Annotated in this window: 18 protein-coding genes; all 18 read right to left on the reverse strand. The window is 28.1% G+C overall.

The annotated features are described in order from the left end of the window. On the reverse strand, positions 1-534 hold the full coding sequence (locus tag ACFIJ5_RS15615; protein WP_379808645.1) for a F0F1 ATP synthase subunit delta: 534 nt from the start codon (positions 532-534) through the stop codon (positions 1-3). A gap of 2 nt (positions 535-536) precedes the next feature. Next, a complete protein-coding gene (locus tag ACFIJ5_RS15620) occupies positions 537-1022 on the reverse strand; it encodes a F0F1 ATP synthase subunit B (protein WP_379808647.1) in 486 nt (161 codons plus the stop codon). 63 nt (positions 1023-1085) lie between these two features. Next, entirely contained in the window at positions 1086-1328 is a 243-nt protein-coding gene (gene atpE / locus ACFIJ5_RS15625) for an ATP synthase F0 subunit C (RefSeq protein WP_379808649.1), read from the reverse strand. A gap of 143 nt (positions 1329-1471) precedes the next feature. Beyond that, entirely contained in the window at positions 1472-2152 is a 681-nt protein-coding gene (locus tag ACFIJ5_RS15630; protein ID WP_379808651.1) for a F0F1 ATP synthase subunit A, read from the reverse strand. 4 nt (positions 2153-2156) lie between these two features. Beyond that, a complete protein-coding gene (locus ACFIJ5_RS15635) occupies positions 2157-2501 on the reverse strand; it encodes a hypothetical protein (protein WP_379808653.1) in 345 nt (114 codons plus the stop codon). 559 nt (positions 2502-3060) lie between these two features. Further along, positions 3061-4239: an acetyl-CoA C-acetyltransferase gene (locus tag ACFIJ5_RS15640; RefSeq protein WP_379808655.1), complete on the reverse strand. Its 1179-nt coding sequence runs from the start codon at positions 4237-4239 to the stop codon at positions 3061-3063. Positions 4240-4366: 127 nt separating this feature from the next. Further along, positions 4367-5521, reverse strand: a complete 1155-nt coding sequence (gene wecB / locus ACFIJ5_RS15645) for a non-hydrolyzing UDP-N-acetylglucosamine 2-epimerase (RefSeq protein ID WP_379808657.1) — start codon at positions 5519-5521, stop codon at positions 4367-4369. 37 nt (positions 5522-5558) lie between these two features. After that, complete coding sequence (locus ACFIJ5_RS15650) at positions 5559-6584, reverse strand: MraY family glycosyltransferase (RefSeq protein ID WP_379808659.1); 1026 nt, start codon at positions 6582-6584, stop codon at positions 5559-5561. 77 nt (positions 6585-6661) lie between these two features. Continuing rightward, complete coding sequence (locus ACFIJ5_RS15655) at positions 6662-7150, reverse strand: deoxycytidylate deaminase (RefSeq protein ID WP_379808661.1); 489 nt, start codon at positions 7148-7150, stop codon at positions 6662-6664. A 192-nt stretch (positions 7151-7342) separates the two neighbouring features. After that, complete coding sequence (upp, locus tag ACFIJ5_RS15660) at positions 7343-7972, reverse strand: uracil phosphoribosyltransferase (protein WP_379808663.1); 630 nt, start codon at positions 7970-7972, stop codon at positions 7343-7345. Positions 7973-8035: 63 nt separating this feature from the next. After that, positions 8036-8485: a ribose 5-phosphate isomerase B gene (rpiB, locus tag ACFIJ5_RS15665; RefSeq protein ID WP_379808665.1), complete on the reverse strand. Its 450-nt coding sequence runs from the start codon at positions 8483-8485 to the stop codon at positions 8036-8038. A gap of 63 nt (positions 8486-8548) precedes the next feature. Then, complete coding sequence (locus tag ACFIJ5_RS15670) at positions 8549-9007, reverse strand: low molecular weight protein arginine phosphatase (protein ID WP_379808667.1); 459 nt, start codon at positions 9005-9007, stop codon at positions 8549-8551. A gap of 17 nt (positions 9008-9024) precedes the next feature. Continuing rightward, positions 9025-10071 carry an L-threonylcarbamoyladenylate synthase gene (locus tag ACFIJ5_RS15675; protein WP_379808669.1) on the reverse strand — a complete coding sequence of 349 codons (1047 nt, stop codon included), beginning with the start codon at positions 10069-10071 and terminating at the stop codon, positions 9025-9027. Positions 10072-10109: 38 nt separating this feature from the next. Further along, positions 10110-10835 (reverse strand): ZIP family metal transporter, encoded by a 726-nt coding sequence (locus tag ACFIJ5_RS15680; RefSeq protein WP_379808671.1) that lies wholly within the window; start codon positions 10833-10835, stop codon positions 10110-10112. A 49-nt stretch (positions 10836-10884) separates the two neighbouring features. Then, complete coding sequence (locus tag ACFIJ5_RS15685) at positions 10885-11460, reverse strand: hypothetical protein (RefSeq protein WP_379808673.1); 576 nt, start codon at positions 11458-11460, stop codon at positions 10885-10887. A 42-nt stretch (positions 11461-11502) separates the two neighbouring features. Beyond that, positions 11503-12573 carry a peptide chain release factor 1 gene (gene prfA, locus ACFIJ5_RS15690; protein ID WP_379808675.1) on the reverse strand — a complete coding sequence of 357 codons (1071 nt, stop codon included), beginning with the start codon at positions 12571-12573 and terminating at the stop codon, positions 11503-11505. A 62-nt stretch (positions 12574-12635) separates the two neighbouring features. Continuing rightward, complete coding sequence (gene prmC, locus ACFIJ5_RS15695; protein ID WP_379808677.1) at positions 12636-13490, reverse strand: peptide chain release factor N(5)-glutamine methyltransferase; 855 nt, start codon at positions 13488-13490, stop codon at positions 12636-12638. A 16-nt stretch (positions 13491-13506) separates the two neighbouring features. After that, positions 13507-14424, reverse strand: a complete 918-nt coding sequence (locus ACFIJ5_RS15700) for a DUF1385 domain-containing protein (RefSeq protein ID WP_379808679.1) — start codon at positions 14422-14424, stop codon at positions 13507-13509. Positions 14425-14452 lie beyond the last annotated feature (28 nt).

Genomic DNA, 14452 nt, shown 5'->3' on the forward strand with positions numbered 1-14452 from the left:
TTACTTAAGGACAAGTTTTTTTATTTCATTCATTTTAGACTTGATAGTACCATCAATTACATCGTCACCAACTCTAACATATACTCCACCAATAATACTTTTATCTATTATTTCATCAAGTATTATTTCCTTGTCGTATTTTCTCTTTAACTTTTCAACAAGTGTTTTTCTTTCATCATCCATAAGTGGAATTACAGTTCTTATCTCTGCAAGTAACTTATTATTTCTTTCTAAATGAATTTTTTTCATTTCATTTAGTTTTTCTTGTAAATAAAGAATTCTGTCCTTTTCTATTAAGATAAGTAAAAATGATAAAAGTTCCTCATCAATTTTCCCTTTAAAAATGTTAATAAACATTGACTTTTTCTTGGAACTAGTTATCTCAGGATGTTTTATTACTTGTAAGAAATCTTTATTATTTTTTATCAAGTCTACTATTTCTTCTAAGTCCTGTATGTATTCTTCTACTTTATCTTTTGATTCTGCAACTTCATAAAGAGCTAAAGCATATCTTTTATCCAAATATTCATACATAACTAGATACCTACCTTAGCAATAAAATCATTTATAAGTCTTCTATGTTCTTCTTCATCAATATGATTTTCCAAAACTTTCTCTGAAAGTACCATTGATAAATCTATGACTTGTTCTTTTATTTCATGTTGGGCTTTTTCTTTTTCTCTAGTTACATCTAGTTCAGCTCTTTTTCTTATTAAATCAGCTTCTTTATTTGCTTCTTTTACTATTTCATCATAAATTTTTTCAGCCTTAACTTTATAATCTTCAACTATAACTTTACCTTGTTTTTTAGATTCAATTAATAATTTTTTATTTTCATCTTTTAATTTTTCAGCTTCTTTTTTGCTTTGCAAAGCTTTTGCAATATTACTTTGTATTTTTTCTTTTCTATCATTAATTGTCTTTAAAACAGGCTTAAAAAATTTACTTTTTAAAACCAAAAACAATATTACAAAGTTTATTATAGCTGCAATAACTTGTGATAGTGTAATACCATTTTCCATAAAAAGCCTCCTTTCGGCTTATCATCTAATGGCAATTCGCCTATATTCATTCTAAATTTATAATTATTTTACTCCTAAAATTATTAATAGTAATGCAACAAGTAAACCATAAATAGCAGTAGCTTCTGATAATGCTCCACCAACTATTAATGCTTTCATTATTTTATCACTTGCTTCTGGTTGTCTTGATATACTTTCAACAGCTTTTCCTGTTGCATTTCCTGTACCAATTCCTCCACCTATACATGCTAAAGCAGCAATCCCTGCTCCTAATGCTGTCATTCCTAACACAAAAGATTGATTCATTATTAATTCCTCCTTAATAAGATTTTAGCTTTAATTTTTCAAATAATGCAAACTAGCATTTTCTGTATAAATTTATTTATAATTTATGAAAATTGCAAACAATATTTAATAATTATTTATAACTAACAAATAACAATAATAATTTAATGCTCAGATATTATTTTTATATTTATCATAGTAAGCATAACAAAAATAATCATTTGAAGAGTTCCATCAAACAAATCAAAATATGCATGAAATGGTATTGGTATTCCAATCTGTGCTATAAAACCTATACCTCTTAATGCCTCATAAAGCAAATCCATTATTACAGTAGCTGCAAACATATTTCCAAACAATCTGAGACTAAGTGAAAGTGGTAATGATACTCTTTCCAATATATTTATTGGAAGTAAAAACACAAATGGTTTTCCGTATCCAGTAAAATACTGACCGATTCCAACTTTTTTAATAGTATAAGATTGAATAACAATAAAACTAATTAATGCCATACCAAGTGCTACATTATAATCAGTTGTGGGTGGTTTAATCCCAAATAACCCTACTAAGTTCATACACAACATAAAAATAAATAATGTTCCTATATATGGTATAAAACCTACATATTTTTTACCCATATTTTCCTCTACCATATTACTTATAAATTCTACAAATATTTCTGCAATGTTTTGACTATCACCCGGTACTTCAGTTAATTTAGGAGTTAATATGATTGCCAGTAAAATAATTAGCACCATGATTACCCATTGAGTTATCAAACTAGAGGTAATGTCTAATCTAATGCCAAATAAATTGATTGAAGGCATTGCAAGACCTAGTACCATTGAATCACATCCCTTCAGTTTTTAATGTCAAGCCGTAAATAATTATCGATAAAAAATTACAACTATATCCAATAAGATAGGGTATTATATAATATACGTTGATTTTTGCTAACACAATAGCTACAGTACATACTAAAAATACTCTAAATATAAAACTAATTGAACTTATTAAGTTATAGTTTTTTTTATTTAATGAATAATTAACAGAAAAAGTGCTCAATATGAAACTAATCATTACAACAACAATTCCTAAAATAAGAGGAATTGTATATTTTTTAAAAAAGCAATAACTTATCACTGCAAAAGTTATTCCAAACAACAAATCAAAGCTTATTATCTTCTTTAACATTTTCAGAGTTTCCTGCATGATTACTTCCTCCGTCTTTTAATAACATTTAAAATTATATTACTGAAATTTTGATAAACAAAACTTGATTATAGGCATTTAATTAGCATATTCACTGTTATAAAGCCATTTAATCCAATACATTTTAAAGTTCTTCTTTGTAACTCTATATATCTTTTGTTTCCTCTTTTTTGAATGTTAACTTACAGTAAATTTCATTTGTTAATCAATACTGAATTTTCATATTTGTTTATCCAATTTTCATATTTCTATTGAATTTTAAATAATTAATTTTTATTTTTAAAAGTTTTTAATTTATTCAACATTCACCTTAAAATTAATCATTTCTACCTTTTAAATAAAATTAAATTTGTTTGAAAAATTGAACTACCAATATGTATTTTATTCAATATTTTTTTCAACTTTTTTATTCTTTTAGAATATTATTAGCAAATTAACTACTAAATATTAGTTAAATAAAAAATACTTAAATTTAAATAGGAGTGTAAATTTGAATTTACACTCCTATCTATCATAAAAATTTAAAACTTATTTTATAAAATTAAGCTCTTTCAACTATAAGAGCAGTTCCCATTCCACCGCCTATGCAAAGTGTTGCTAAACCTTTTTTAGCATCTCTTTTTTGCATTTCATATAATAATGTAACAAGTATTCTAGCTCCTGAGCATCCAACTGGGTGTCCAAGTGCTATAGCACCACCATTTACATTTACTTTGCTCATATCAAATCCTAAATCTTTAGCTACAGCTAAACTTTGAGAAGCGAATGCTTCATTTGCTTCTATAAGATCTAAATCTTCTACTTTTAATCCTGATCTTTCAAGAGCTACTTTAGTTGCTCCTACTGGTCCATATCCCATATAAGCTGGATCTACTCCTTTTGAACCATAAGAAACTATTTTAGCAAGTGGTTTAACACCTAATTCTTTTGCTTTTTCAGCACTCATAACAACTAGTGCAGCTGCTCCATCATTAATACCTGAAGCATTTCCTGCTGTAACTGTTCCATCTTTTTTGAATGCTGGTCTTAATTTTGATAATGATTCAGCAGTTGTTCCAAATCTTGGGTGTTCATCTGTATCAAATACAGTTTCACCTTTTCTAGTTTTTATAACTACTGGAACTATTTCATCCTTAAATCTTCCTTCTTTTATAGCTTTTTCAGCTTTTTGTTGAGAAGCTGCTGCAAATGCATCTTGCTCTTCTCTTGATAAATTCCATTTTTCTGCTATATTTTCAGCAGTTATTCCCATATGGTAATCGTTAAATGATTCCCAAAGACCATCTTTAATCATAGTATCTACTACTTTTCCGTCGCCCATTCTTTGACCCCATCTATTATTTGGTAATACATATGGAGCTGCAGACATGTTTTCCATACCACCAGCAACTACTACATCAGCATCTCCTGCTTTTATCATTTGAGCTGCTAAACTTACTGCTCTTAAACCTGAACCACAAACTTTATTTATTGTGAAAGCAGGAATTTCTATTGGGATACCGGCCTTTACAGCTGCTTGTCTTCCTGGACTTTGTCCTTGACCTGCTTGAATAACATTACCCATTATTACTTCATCAATTGCCTCAGGTTTTATTCCTGCTCTATTTATAGCTTCTTTTATAACAGTTGATCCTAATTTTACTACTGGAACACCTGTTAAACTTCCACCATATTTTCCAACTGCAGTTCTTACAGCACTTGCTATAACTACTTCTTTCATTTTGCTAACCTCCCAATCATTAGTAATCTATTGATTATGTAGAATTTTGTTTACAACTTATATTTTCATTATACCCACATTTATATTTTTTATCAATAGATTTTGTTAAAAAATACACAAACTTTTTCTATTTTCTCTCAAACTCATCACATTTTTCTGAGGTTATGTTGAAATACTGTAATATTGCATTTACTATTCTCTCACAAGCGTTACCGTCACCGTATGGATTTATAGCTTTACTCACTTTATTATATATTTCACAATCATTTAATATATTGTTTGCATTATCAACTATATTATCTATATCAGTTCCAACTAATTTTACAGTTCCAGCCTCTATTGCTTCTGGTCTTTCAGTTACATTTCTAAGTACTAATACAGGTTTTCCTAAATGAGGAGCTTCTTCTTGCAATCCACCTGAATCTGTCATTACCATAAATGACTTATTCATCAAATTATGAGTTTGCTCAGTATCTAATGGTGGTAATAAATGTACTCTTTCTACATTTCCTAAATTTTTCTTTACCACATCTTTAACAATAGGATTTAAATGTACTAAATATACTAATTCTACATCTTTATTTTGTTCAACAATATTTTTTAATGCCTTACATATATTTTCTATTCCTTGTCCCCAGTTTTCTCTTCTATGAGCAGTTACCATTATAACTTTCTTATTTTTATAATCTATATTGTTTAATTCTTCATTTTGAAATATGTATTTATCCTTAACAGTATACTTCATTGCATCAATTACTGTATTTCCCGTTACAAATATGTCATTCTCATTTATACCTTCATTTAAAAGATTTTTCTTTGATCCTTTAGTTGGAGCAAAATGCAAGTCTGTCATAGTTCCTGTAAGTTTTCTATTCATTTCTTCAGGATATGGAAAATATTTATCAAATGTTCTAAGACCAGCTTCTACATGACCAATTTTTATTTTTTGATAGAATGCACCTAAAGCACCTGCAAAAGTAGTTGTAGTGTCTCCATGTACTAATATCATATCTGGTTTTTCTTTTTGAAATACTTCTTCTAATCCTTCTAAAACTCTTGTTGTTATACCTGTTAAACTTTGTTTTGTTTTCATTATGTTTAAATCATATTTTGGTGTAATATTAAAAAGCTTTAATACTTGATCAAGCATTTCTCTATGCTGTGCTGTAACACACACTATAGATTGGATGTTTTCATTTTCTTGTAGTTTTTTTACTAAAGGTGCCATCTTTATAGCTTCTGGTCTAGTACCAAAAATACTTATTATTTTAATTTTTTCCATATTATACGCCTCCAAACTTGAAATACCTACAACATTTTTATTCTTTATGTTGAAAAAGCCCAAATTTCCACGCTATAAAAACTATTATTAAAATTACTGATGTAACCAAAAAATATGACCTTTGATTACTTATCTGCATAGCTATTATAGATATTGCTCCTAAAATGGCACTCATTAAATACATTATTACTACTACTTGTTTTTGAGTAAACCCCATATCTAAAAGTCTATGATGCAAATGCCCTCTATCAGCTTTCATTATAGGCTTACCATTTATTTTTCTTCTTACCATAGCAAATATAGTATCATATATAGGAAGTCCTAAAGCAAGAATAGGTACTACAATGGCAAATGCAGTAGCAGATTTTATAGCTCCTTTCATAGAAATTGCAGCTAATAAAAAACCTAACAATTGCGAACCTGTATCACCCATAAATATTGATGCTGGATTAAAATTATATGGTAAAAAACCTAGAATTGCACCGCTTAATATAATTGTTAATGTAGCAGCATCTAGTCTATGATTTATTATAGCTATTATAAATATAGTAGCTGATGATATAAAAGCCACCCCTGCAGCTAATCCATCTAAACCATCAATTAAATTAAATGCATTAGTAATCCCTACTACCCACAATATAGTAAGTGGTATTGAAAGCCAATTTAACTTTAACCAAGGCACTGTTTTACTAAAAGGATTAGTTATATATGATATCATTACCCCTGATAATATAAGTATTATGGCAGAACCTATTTGAAATAAAAGTTTTTGATATGGTTTTATTTCCTTAATATCATCTATTAATCCTCCAATTACAATCAAAGTAGCTCCAAGTATTATGCCAATCTCTTGATGAGTTAATGATTGCTTTTTTAGTAATAGAACTATAATAAATGATATATATATAGCTAATCCACCAAGAAGTGGAATAGGTTTTTTATGTACTCTTCTTTCATCTTTAGGAATATCAATAGCACCAAATTTAACTGCAAGTTTTTTAATAAATGGAGTTATTAAGAAAGAAATACTTGTTGAAGCTATCGCTAAAATAAATTTATCCATGTTAACCTTCCTCACACAATTTTATTCTTAGATATTAACTTATATATTTTCACATCATTCATTGTTAATCAAATCTTTTAGTATCCTCCATCTCCAAATAATGATTCATCATTATTTATCCATTCATCAACATATATTTCTCTAAATTTTACTTTTGTATCTCTTATAATTACTTTTTCTATTCCACTGTTAATTATAAATTTTTTACATAATGAACACGGTGAAGCATTCTCTACTAATTGCCCACTTTCTTTTTCTTTTCCAACTAAATACATGGCAGCACCTATCATATCCTGCCTTCTGGCTGAAATTATTGCATTTTGTTCAGCATGCACAGATCTGCAAAGCTCGTATCTTGTCCCTCTAGGAACATTTAACTGTTGTCTCCTGCATTCTCCTAAATCACAGCAATTTTTTCTACCTCTTGGAGCTCCTGTATATCCTGTAGACATTATTTCGTCATTTTTTACAATTATAGCTGCAAAATTTCTTCTAAGACATGTTCCTCTTTCTAAAACTGTTTCACATATATCTAAATAATAATTATTTTTATCTATTCTCTCCATTTTAAAACTTCCCCCATATTTTTTAGATTAAATCAATCACATTCATTTTATACTAATTTTACTTTAATTTAAAGTATTATTGCAACTATAAAAGAATAAATAAAGCCCATATATTAACTATTGCTTTATACTAGTTAATATATGGGCTTATTTTCGTTCCTATTTGCTATTATACTTACTTATGCTTTATTGTTATTTTGTTCCAAATAATCTATCTCCAGCATCTCCAAGTCCTGGAACTATATATCCATTCTCGTTTAATTTTTCATCCACTTCTGCTAAATAGATATCAACATCTGGATGAGCATTTTGAACTGCTTTTACTCCTTCTGGTGAACCTATAAGACACATTAATCTAATATATTTTGCTCCTCTTTTCTTAAGTGCATTTATAGCATCTATTGCTGATCCTCCTGTAGCAAGCATAGGATCTGTTACTATTATATCTCTTTCTCCTATATCTTGAGGTAATTTACAAAAATACTCTACAGGTTGAAGAGTTTCTTCATCTCTGTACATTCCTATATGACCAACTTTAGCAGCTGGTATTAATTTAAGCATACCATCTACCATTCCAAGACCTGCTCTTAATATTGGTACTATAGCAACTTTTTTACCTGCTAACATTTTACAATTAGTTTTACAAATAGGTGTTTCTATTTCTACTGTTTCAAGTTGCATATCACGAGTAACTTCATATGCCATTAACATAGCTACTTCTTCAACTAATTCTCTAAAATCTTTTGAACCTGTATTTTTATCTCTTATAAATGCTAATTTGTGTAAAATTAATGGATGTGATATTTGTGTTACTTTACTCATGGAAATTCCCCCTATATCATTTTATTTTAATTAACTTATTTAGAATATTCTTTTGAATTTTTCTTATTTAGAATATTTTTTCTCAATTTCACTTATTTTATTAACTCTTTTAGCATGTCTTCCACCTTCAAATTCTGAATTTAAGAAAGTGTCAACTATGTCTAATGCTAATCCTCTTCCTACAACTCTTTCTCCTAATGCTAATATGTTAGCATTATTATGTTCTCTACATGCATGTGCACTAAATGTATCACAACATAATGCTGCTCTTATACCTGGTACTTTGTTAGCAGAAATACTTATGCCTATTCCTGTACCACATATTAATATACCAAATTCAAAATTTTGTTCTGCTACTTCTTCTGCAACTTTTTGTGCAAAATCAGGATAATCACATGATTCATTAGTGTATGTTCCAAAATCTTTTACTTCAATTTTTTTTGATTCTAAGTGTTTCATTATATCTTGCTTTAAATTAAAACCACCATGGTCACTTCCAATTGCTATTTTCATAATTCTTACGCTCCTTTTCTAATAAAATATATATTTAATTTCAAAAAAGAAGATAATAGTATCTTACTCAAAAATACTTTTATCTTCTTTTATTTTATACATCAAAAGCAAAATTTTATTTTTTAATTCAAAAAATGTTTTAGAATAAACATCAATATTACCACCATATGGATCTATTATATCTTCATCTTGACCTATATATTCATTCAACGCAAATATTTTTTCTGAATATTTTGGGAAATACGTCATTAGTACATCTTTTATATAAAACGTCATTGTTAAAATCAAATCAGCATCTTCAACCATTTCTTTAGTCAATTGAATTGCTTTTCTATTATTTATATCTACATTCATATTTTTCTTCAATATAATAACAGAATTTTCAGAGGCTTTACTATTAGGTACTATAGATATTCCTGCTGAAATAGCACAAACATCTTCATTAGTATTAATATTGTTAAATATGGCTTCAGCCATAACACTTCTACAAGTATTTCCCGTACAAACAAATAATACTTTCATAGCACCCTTACCTTTCTTTATAATTTCATTATATCAAATCCTGCTGATTTTTTTAATCTATTCATTATAGCAATTCCTATACCTTGTTCTTTGAATGATTCAGATAATATTATATCTACATCTTCATTATCAAAACTTCTCAAAACTTCAAATAAGTTTTGAGCTATTTCTTCTAAATTAGTTCTACTACCTAATGAACGTACTATTGCATTAGAATATTTATCTTTTGTTTCATCAGTAGCTATTATTCCAACCTTTTTATTATTATCTATATAATTTTGCACTATTTTATTGATTTTTTCAATAGTTTTTTGTAAATCTCCATCAATAATTTTTACTGGAGCCTTCGGTGCATAGTGTCTATATTTCATTCCTGGTGCTTTAGGTTTAAAATCTTTCTCAGGTTTTTTCATTATATTTGGGTCAATGTAAATTTTATCATCTACTTTTTTTAACATCTCTAAAGTTATACCACCTGGCCTTAAAACACACATAGGTTCTGTCGTACAATCAACAATAGTTGATTCTAATCCAACTTCACTCTTCTCTCCTCCAATAATACAATCCACCTTACCATTCAAATCATCCACACACGTTTCTAAATTAGTTGGGCTTGGTCTACCAGATATATTAGCCGAAGGAGCTGCAATAGGCTTTCTTGCTGCTTTTATAAGTGCTCTTGCTGTATCATTAGACGGCATTCTTATCCCTATAGTTTTTAATCCTGCACTAGTTACATCAGGAATTACATCTGTTTTTTCTAATATCAAAGTTAGAGGTCCAGGCCAAAATTTCTCCATAAGAATTTTTGCTTTATGTGGTATTTGCTTAACTAAATCATTAATTTCTTCAATATTTGAAATATGTACTATTAATGGGTTATCTTGTGGTCTACCTTTTGCTTTAAATATTTTTTTTACAGCACAGCAATCTAAAGCATTAGCCCCAAGGCCATATACTGTTTCCGTAGGAAATGCAACAATTCCTCCATTTCTTATTACCTTACCTGCTTCTTCAATTAGTGATTTATTTTCTACGTCAAATTTAATAATTTTGGTATTCAAACTTAACACCCCCGATACTAATTGATAATGTTAACATACTAAAATACTTTTATCATAACTATTCCTAAAATAATACCTACAACAACACCTAATGTAGTAATAACTCCATTATAAAACTTAGATGATTCAGGTATCATCTCTCTACAAATAATATAACTCATAATTCCAGAAACAAAAGCAAACAATATTCCTAATGTTTCTTTAGAAACAACTCCTAAGTATAAACCAATCAAAGCACCTACCATTGTTGGTACTGATGAAAGAAATGAATAAAAAATTATCTTTGAAACTTTTTGTCTAGCTGCCATAAGAGGTGCTGCTACAGCTATACCTTCTGGTATATCATGCATAACTATTAATAAGCTCATTTTAACTCCTAAACTGCTTCCAATTCCTATACCACACCCCATTATTAATCCTTCTGGTAAATTATGAATACTAAGACCTAATATAACTAAAAAAGCCACTTTTGTGAGTTCATTAGCATTATTATTTTTTAAAATATACAATTTATTTATTATTAATATTATTATTACCCCTATAAAAAAATAAATTATAGTAAAAAAAATTCCTGAATTTTTAATAGATTCTGGTAATAAATTCAAACAAACAATACTTAGCATTATTCCAGATGCTATTCCCATAATATAACTTAAAAATTTATTAGTAGGATTTCTAATTATAATTCCGAAAATAGTACCTATCATTGTACCAAGTAAAGATATTATACTAGTAAATAAAATAACTAAGCTGTAATTACTCAAATTAACACCTCCCATCCATATATTTTATTTGTAGACTGAGAGGTTTATTCTAATTTCTATATTGCTTTATTCTATCAATTGCCTCATCTGTAAAAAATGCTTTAGTGCATTTTATATATATATCATTTAATAATTTATATTTCATAAATGAACCTTTTTCTATGATTATATAATAATACTTCTTGTTTATATTTTTATGTTTTATATTTTTAAAATTTTCATAGACAACTTTGTGATTTCTCAAAAATTTGTCATTAACTTTTTTATATCTTCGTCTTTTAATCTTAGAAGCAATTATAAGTATTATTTTTATATCCTTAAATTCATCTTCAGTATGAACTAAAACCACATTATCAACTCTAAAATTCATAGAAATATCTAATATACCTGTTTTTATACTTATTTTATTATCATTTGTAACATATTTAAGATATTTGCTTTGAAGCTTACTTATCATAGCAATTACTACTAAAGCTTCCATAAAAATAATTGTAATTTTAAGGTATGTGGATAAATTATCAAAATAAGTCAATATAAGTATGAGTACAAAAAAAATAAAGCTCTCAGAAAACAAAAATCGTTTAAGTGATTTATTTTGTTTTCTAATTGCTTTATTAATATTCATAAAAGCTTCACACTCTTTTCATTTTAACTTTATTTTAATAAACTATACACCCATAGCTTTCATTTTTTCTGCTTGTTCTGTTGTAACCAAAGCATCTATTACTTCGTCTATATCTCCATTTAGAAAATTTTCTAATTTGTACAAAGTTAATCCTATTCTATGATCTGTAATCCTTCCTTGCGGATAGTTATATGTTCTTATTCTTTCACTTCTATCTCCAGTACCAACTTGGCTTTTTCTATTTTCTGAAATTTTCGCACTTCTTTCTGCTTGTGCTTTTTCATATAATCTTGCCTTTAAAACTTTCATAGCCTTTTCTTTATTTTTTAACTGTGATTTTTCATCTTGACAAGAAACTACTATTCCAGTTGGTAAATGTGTAAGTCTTACAGCAGAGTCAGTTGTATTAACGCACTGTCCACCATGTCCTGATGCTCTAAATACATCTATTCTTACATCATTTGCGCTTATTTGTACGTCTACATCATCAACTTCTGGTAAAACTGCTACTGTAGCTGTAGATGTGTGTATTCTTCCACTTGACTCAGTATCTGGAACTCTTTGTACTCTGTGTACTCCGCTTTCATATTTAAGTCTACTATAAGCTCCTTTTCCTTTTATCATAAATACAACTTCTTTAAAGCCACCAATATCTGTTTCATTTGAACTCATAAGCTCAACTTTCCATCTTTGTTTTTCTGCATATCTTGTATACATTCTTAGAAGATTAGCAGCAAATAATGCAGCTTCATCGCCTCCTGCGCCACCTCTAATCTCTACAAATACGTTTTTGTCATCGTTAGGGTCTTTTGGAAGTAATGCTACTCTTAATTCTTCCTCTAAGTTCAACTTTTCCTCTTCACATTCTTTTATTTCTTCTTGAAGCATCTCTCTTAATTCTTTGTCATTTTCTTCTTGAATCATTTCTTTATCTGTTTGAATTGTATCTAATACTTCCTTATAATGTTTATATTTAGTAACTATTATCTCTAAATCTGCATGTTCTTTACATAATTTCTGCCATTCTTTTTGATTTGCCATTACTGTAGGGTCACTAATTTTTATTGATAATTCATCATATTTATTTTCTATAAAATCAAGTTTTTCAAGCATCTACTATCACTCCGTGTACTTATATTTTCATAATTAATTATTATACCATAATAATATTTTTATCACAATATAATTTTTCCTATAATAACTCTGTCTAATCCAGCCAAATCCTTTATGCAGCGTATATGACTAAATCCATTATTTTTTAAGATATTTTTTACCTTTTCTTTTTGATTATAACCAATTTCAAAAGCTAAAATACCATCATCATTTAAAACTTTTACACTTTCAAATGTTATTTTTCTATAAAAATCTAGCCCATCTTTTCCTCCACAAAGCGCTATATATGGCTCATAATCTTTAACATCTTTCATAAGTGTATCAATAACATTCTCTTCTATATATGGGGGGTTAGATACTATTATATCAAATCTATTTCCCTTTTCAATTGCAAATTGTAATAAATCACTTTGAACAAACTTTACATTGCTGCTAATATCTAATCTTTTAATATTCTCTAGCGTAACCTCTCTAGCCTCCTCAGCTATATCTGAGCAAACTACTTTTACATCATCTGCAAGTTTAGCAAGTGAAATACCAATTGCACCACTACCACAACACACATCACAAACATTTTTGTAATTACCCTTTTTTATTGTTTTTAACATTTGTTCTACTAATATTTCAGTATCTGGTCTTGGTATCAAAACTCCTTTCTTAACAAAAAAATTCAAGCCCATAAATTCACATTCACCTAAAATATATTTAATTGGCATTTTATCTTTTCTTAAATTTACATATTTTAAAAACATACTTATTTGTTTATCATTTACTTCCATATCTCTATTCAATATTAAAAATAACTTATCCTTTTGCAAGACTTTACACAATAAAAGCTGTGAATCTAAGATATATGTTTCAATATTTTGTTGTTTTAAAATATCATAGGCTTTATTCAATATTTCCCCTATGTTCACTACTTAATCACCACCTCTAGTCCTCAATCCCTTCTGATGCTTTTAGAGCTTTTATAGCGACTTCTAACTGACTTAAATCCGGTTCTCTTGTTGTAAGTCTTTGAAGCTGCAATCCTGGATATGCTAGTATTCTAGATATCACATTATCATTTTTCCCAAGCCATCTTATTATTTCATAAGTTATACCAGAAATTAATGGTAATAGAACTATTCGATATACTATTCTTTGAATTACAGACTGCCATCCAGCAAGTGAAAATACTAATATACTTACTATCATTACTAAAAATAAGAAATTTGTTCCACATCTTGGATGAAACCTCTTAAATTCAGTTGCATTTTCTGGTGTTAGTTCTTTTCCACTTTCATAGCAAAATATAGATTTATGTTCTGCTCCATGATACTGATAAACCCTATTAATATCTTCTAATTTCCCTATGAAAAAAATGTATAAAATAAAAATTAATACTCTAATGGCACCTTCAATTATATTTAATGTAAATGAATTATTGGTAACTGATTTTTTAAAAAAATTTGCTGCAACTGTTGGTAAAATAAAAAAGAGTCCTACAGCAAAAATCAATGAAACTACAAGAGACATACCTAATATTACATCATCGCTTTTTTCCTTAAAAACTTTTTCAAACCATTTATCGAATTTAGATGGTTCAGTATCTTCATCATCTTCAAAAAATGATGCAGAATAATTTAAAGCTTTTATTCCAATAATTAATGAGTCAATTAATGTTACAAATCCTCTTATAATAGGAAATCCTAATAATTTATTTCTTTTTGTAAAAGGTACTATTTCTCTTTTGTCCGTTACAATTTCTCCATCAGATTTTCTTACACAAGTAGCTATACCTTTACTACCTCTCATCATAACTCCCTCAATTACTGCTTGACCACCTACCATAGTTTTGTTCTTTTTCATGTACACACCCCTTCCTTTAGTTTAAACT

This window comes from Haloimpatiens myeolchijeotgali (assembly GCF_042688525.2).
Lineage (GTDB): Bacteria > Bacillota > Clostridia > Clostridiales > Clostridiaceae > Haloimpatiens.

What these genes read in the sequence shown, in the direction of transcription:
- ACFIJ5_RS15620 (WP_379808647.1), bottom strand. Translation starts at nt 1,022, where the DNA reads ATGGAAAATGGTATTACACTATCACAAGTTATTGCAGCTATAATAAAC.
- ACFIJ5_RS15615 (WP_379808645.1), bottom strand. Translation starts at nt 534, where the DNA reads ATGTATGAATATTTGGATAAAAGATATGCTTTAGCTCTTTATGAAGTT.
- ACFIJ5_RS15650 (WP_379808659.1), bottom strand. Translation starts at nt 6,584, where the DNA reads ATGGATAAATTTATTTTAGCGATAGCTTCAACAAGTATTTCTTTCTTA.
- ACFIJ5_RS15670 (WP_379808667.1), bottom strand. Translation starts at nt 9,007, where the DNA reads ATGAAAGTATTATTTGTTTGTACGGGAAATACTTGTAGAAGTGTTATG.
- ACFIJ5_RS15630 (WP_379808651.1), bottom strand. Translation starts at nt 2,152, where the DNA reads ATGGTACTAGGTCTTGCAATGCCTTCAATCAATTTATTTGGCATTAGA.
- wecB (WP_379808657.1), bottom strand. Translation starts at nt 5,521, where the DNA reads ATGGAAAAAATTAAAATAATAAGTATTTTTGGTACTAGACCAGAAGCT.
- rpiB (WP_379808665.1), bottom strand. Translation starts at nt 8,485, where the DNA reads ATGAAAATAGCAATTGGAAGTGACCATGGTGGTTTTAATTTAAAGCAA.
- upp (WP_379808663.1), bottom strand. Translation starts at nt 7,972, where the DNA reads ATGAGTAAAGTAACACAAATATCACATCCATTAATTTTACACAAATTA.
- atpE (WP_379808649.1), bottom strand. Translation starts at nt 1,328, where the DNA reads ATGAATCAATCTTTTGTGTTAGGAATGACAGCATTAGGAGCAGGGATT.
- prfA (WP_379808675.1), bottom strand. Translation starts at nt 12,573, where the DNA reads ATGCTTGAAAAACTTGATTTTATAGAAAATAAATATGATGAATTATCA.
- ACFIJ5_RS15640 (WP_379808655.1), bottom strand. Translation starts at nt 4,239, where the DNA reads ATGAAAGAAGTAGTTATAGCAAGTGCTGTAAGAACTGCAGTTGGAAAA.
- ACFIJ5_RS15635 (WP_379808653.1), bottom strand. Translation starts at nt 2,501, where the DNA reads ATGTTAAAGAAGATAATAAGCTTTGATTTGTTGTTTGGAATAACTTTT.
- ACFIJ5_RS15655 (WP_379808661.1), bottom strand. Translation starts at nt 7,150, where the DNA reads ATGGAGAGAATAGATAAAAATAATTATTATTTAGATATATGTGAAACA.
- ACFIJ5_RS15685 (WP_379808673.1), bottom strand. Translation starts at nt 11,460, where the DNA reads ATGAATATTAATAAAGCAATTAGAAAACAAAATAAATCACTTAAACGA.
- ACFIJ5_RS15700 (WP_379808679.1), bottom strand. Translation starts at nt 14,424, where the DNA reads ATGAAAAAGAACAAAACTATGGTAGGTGGTCAAGCAGTAATTGAGGGA.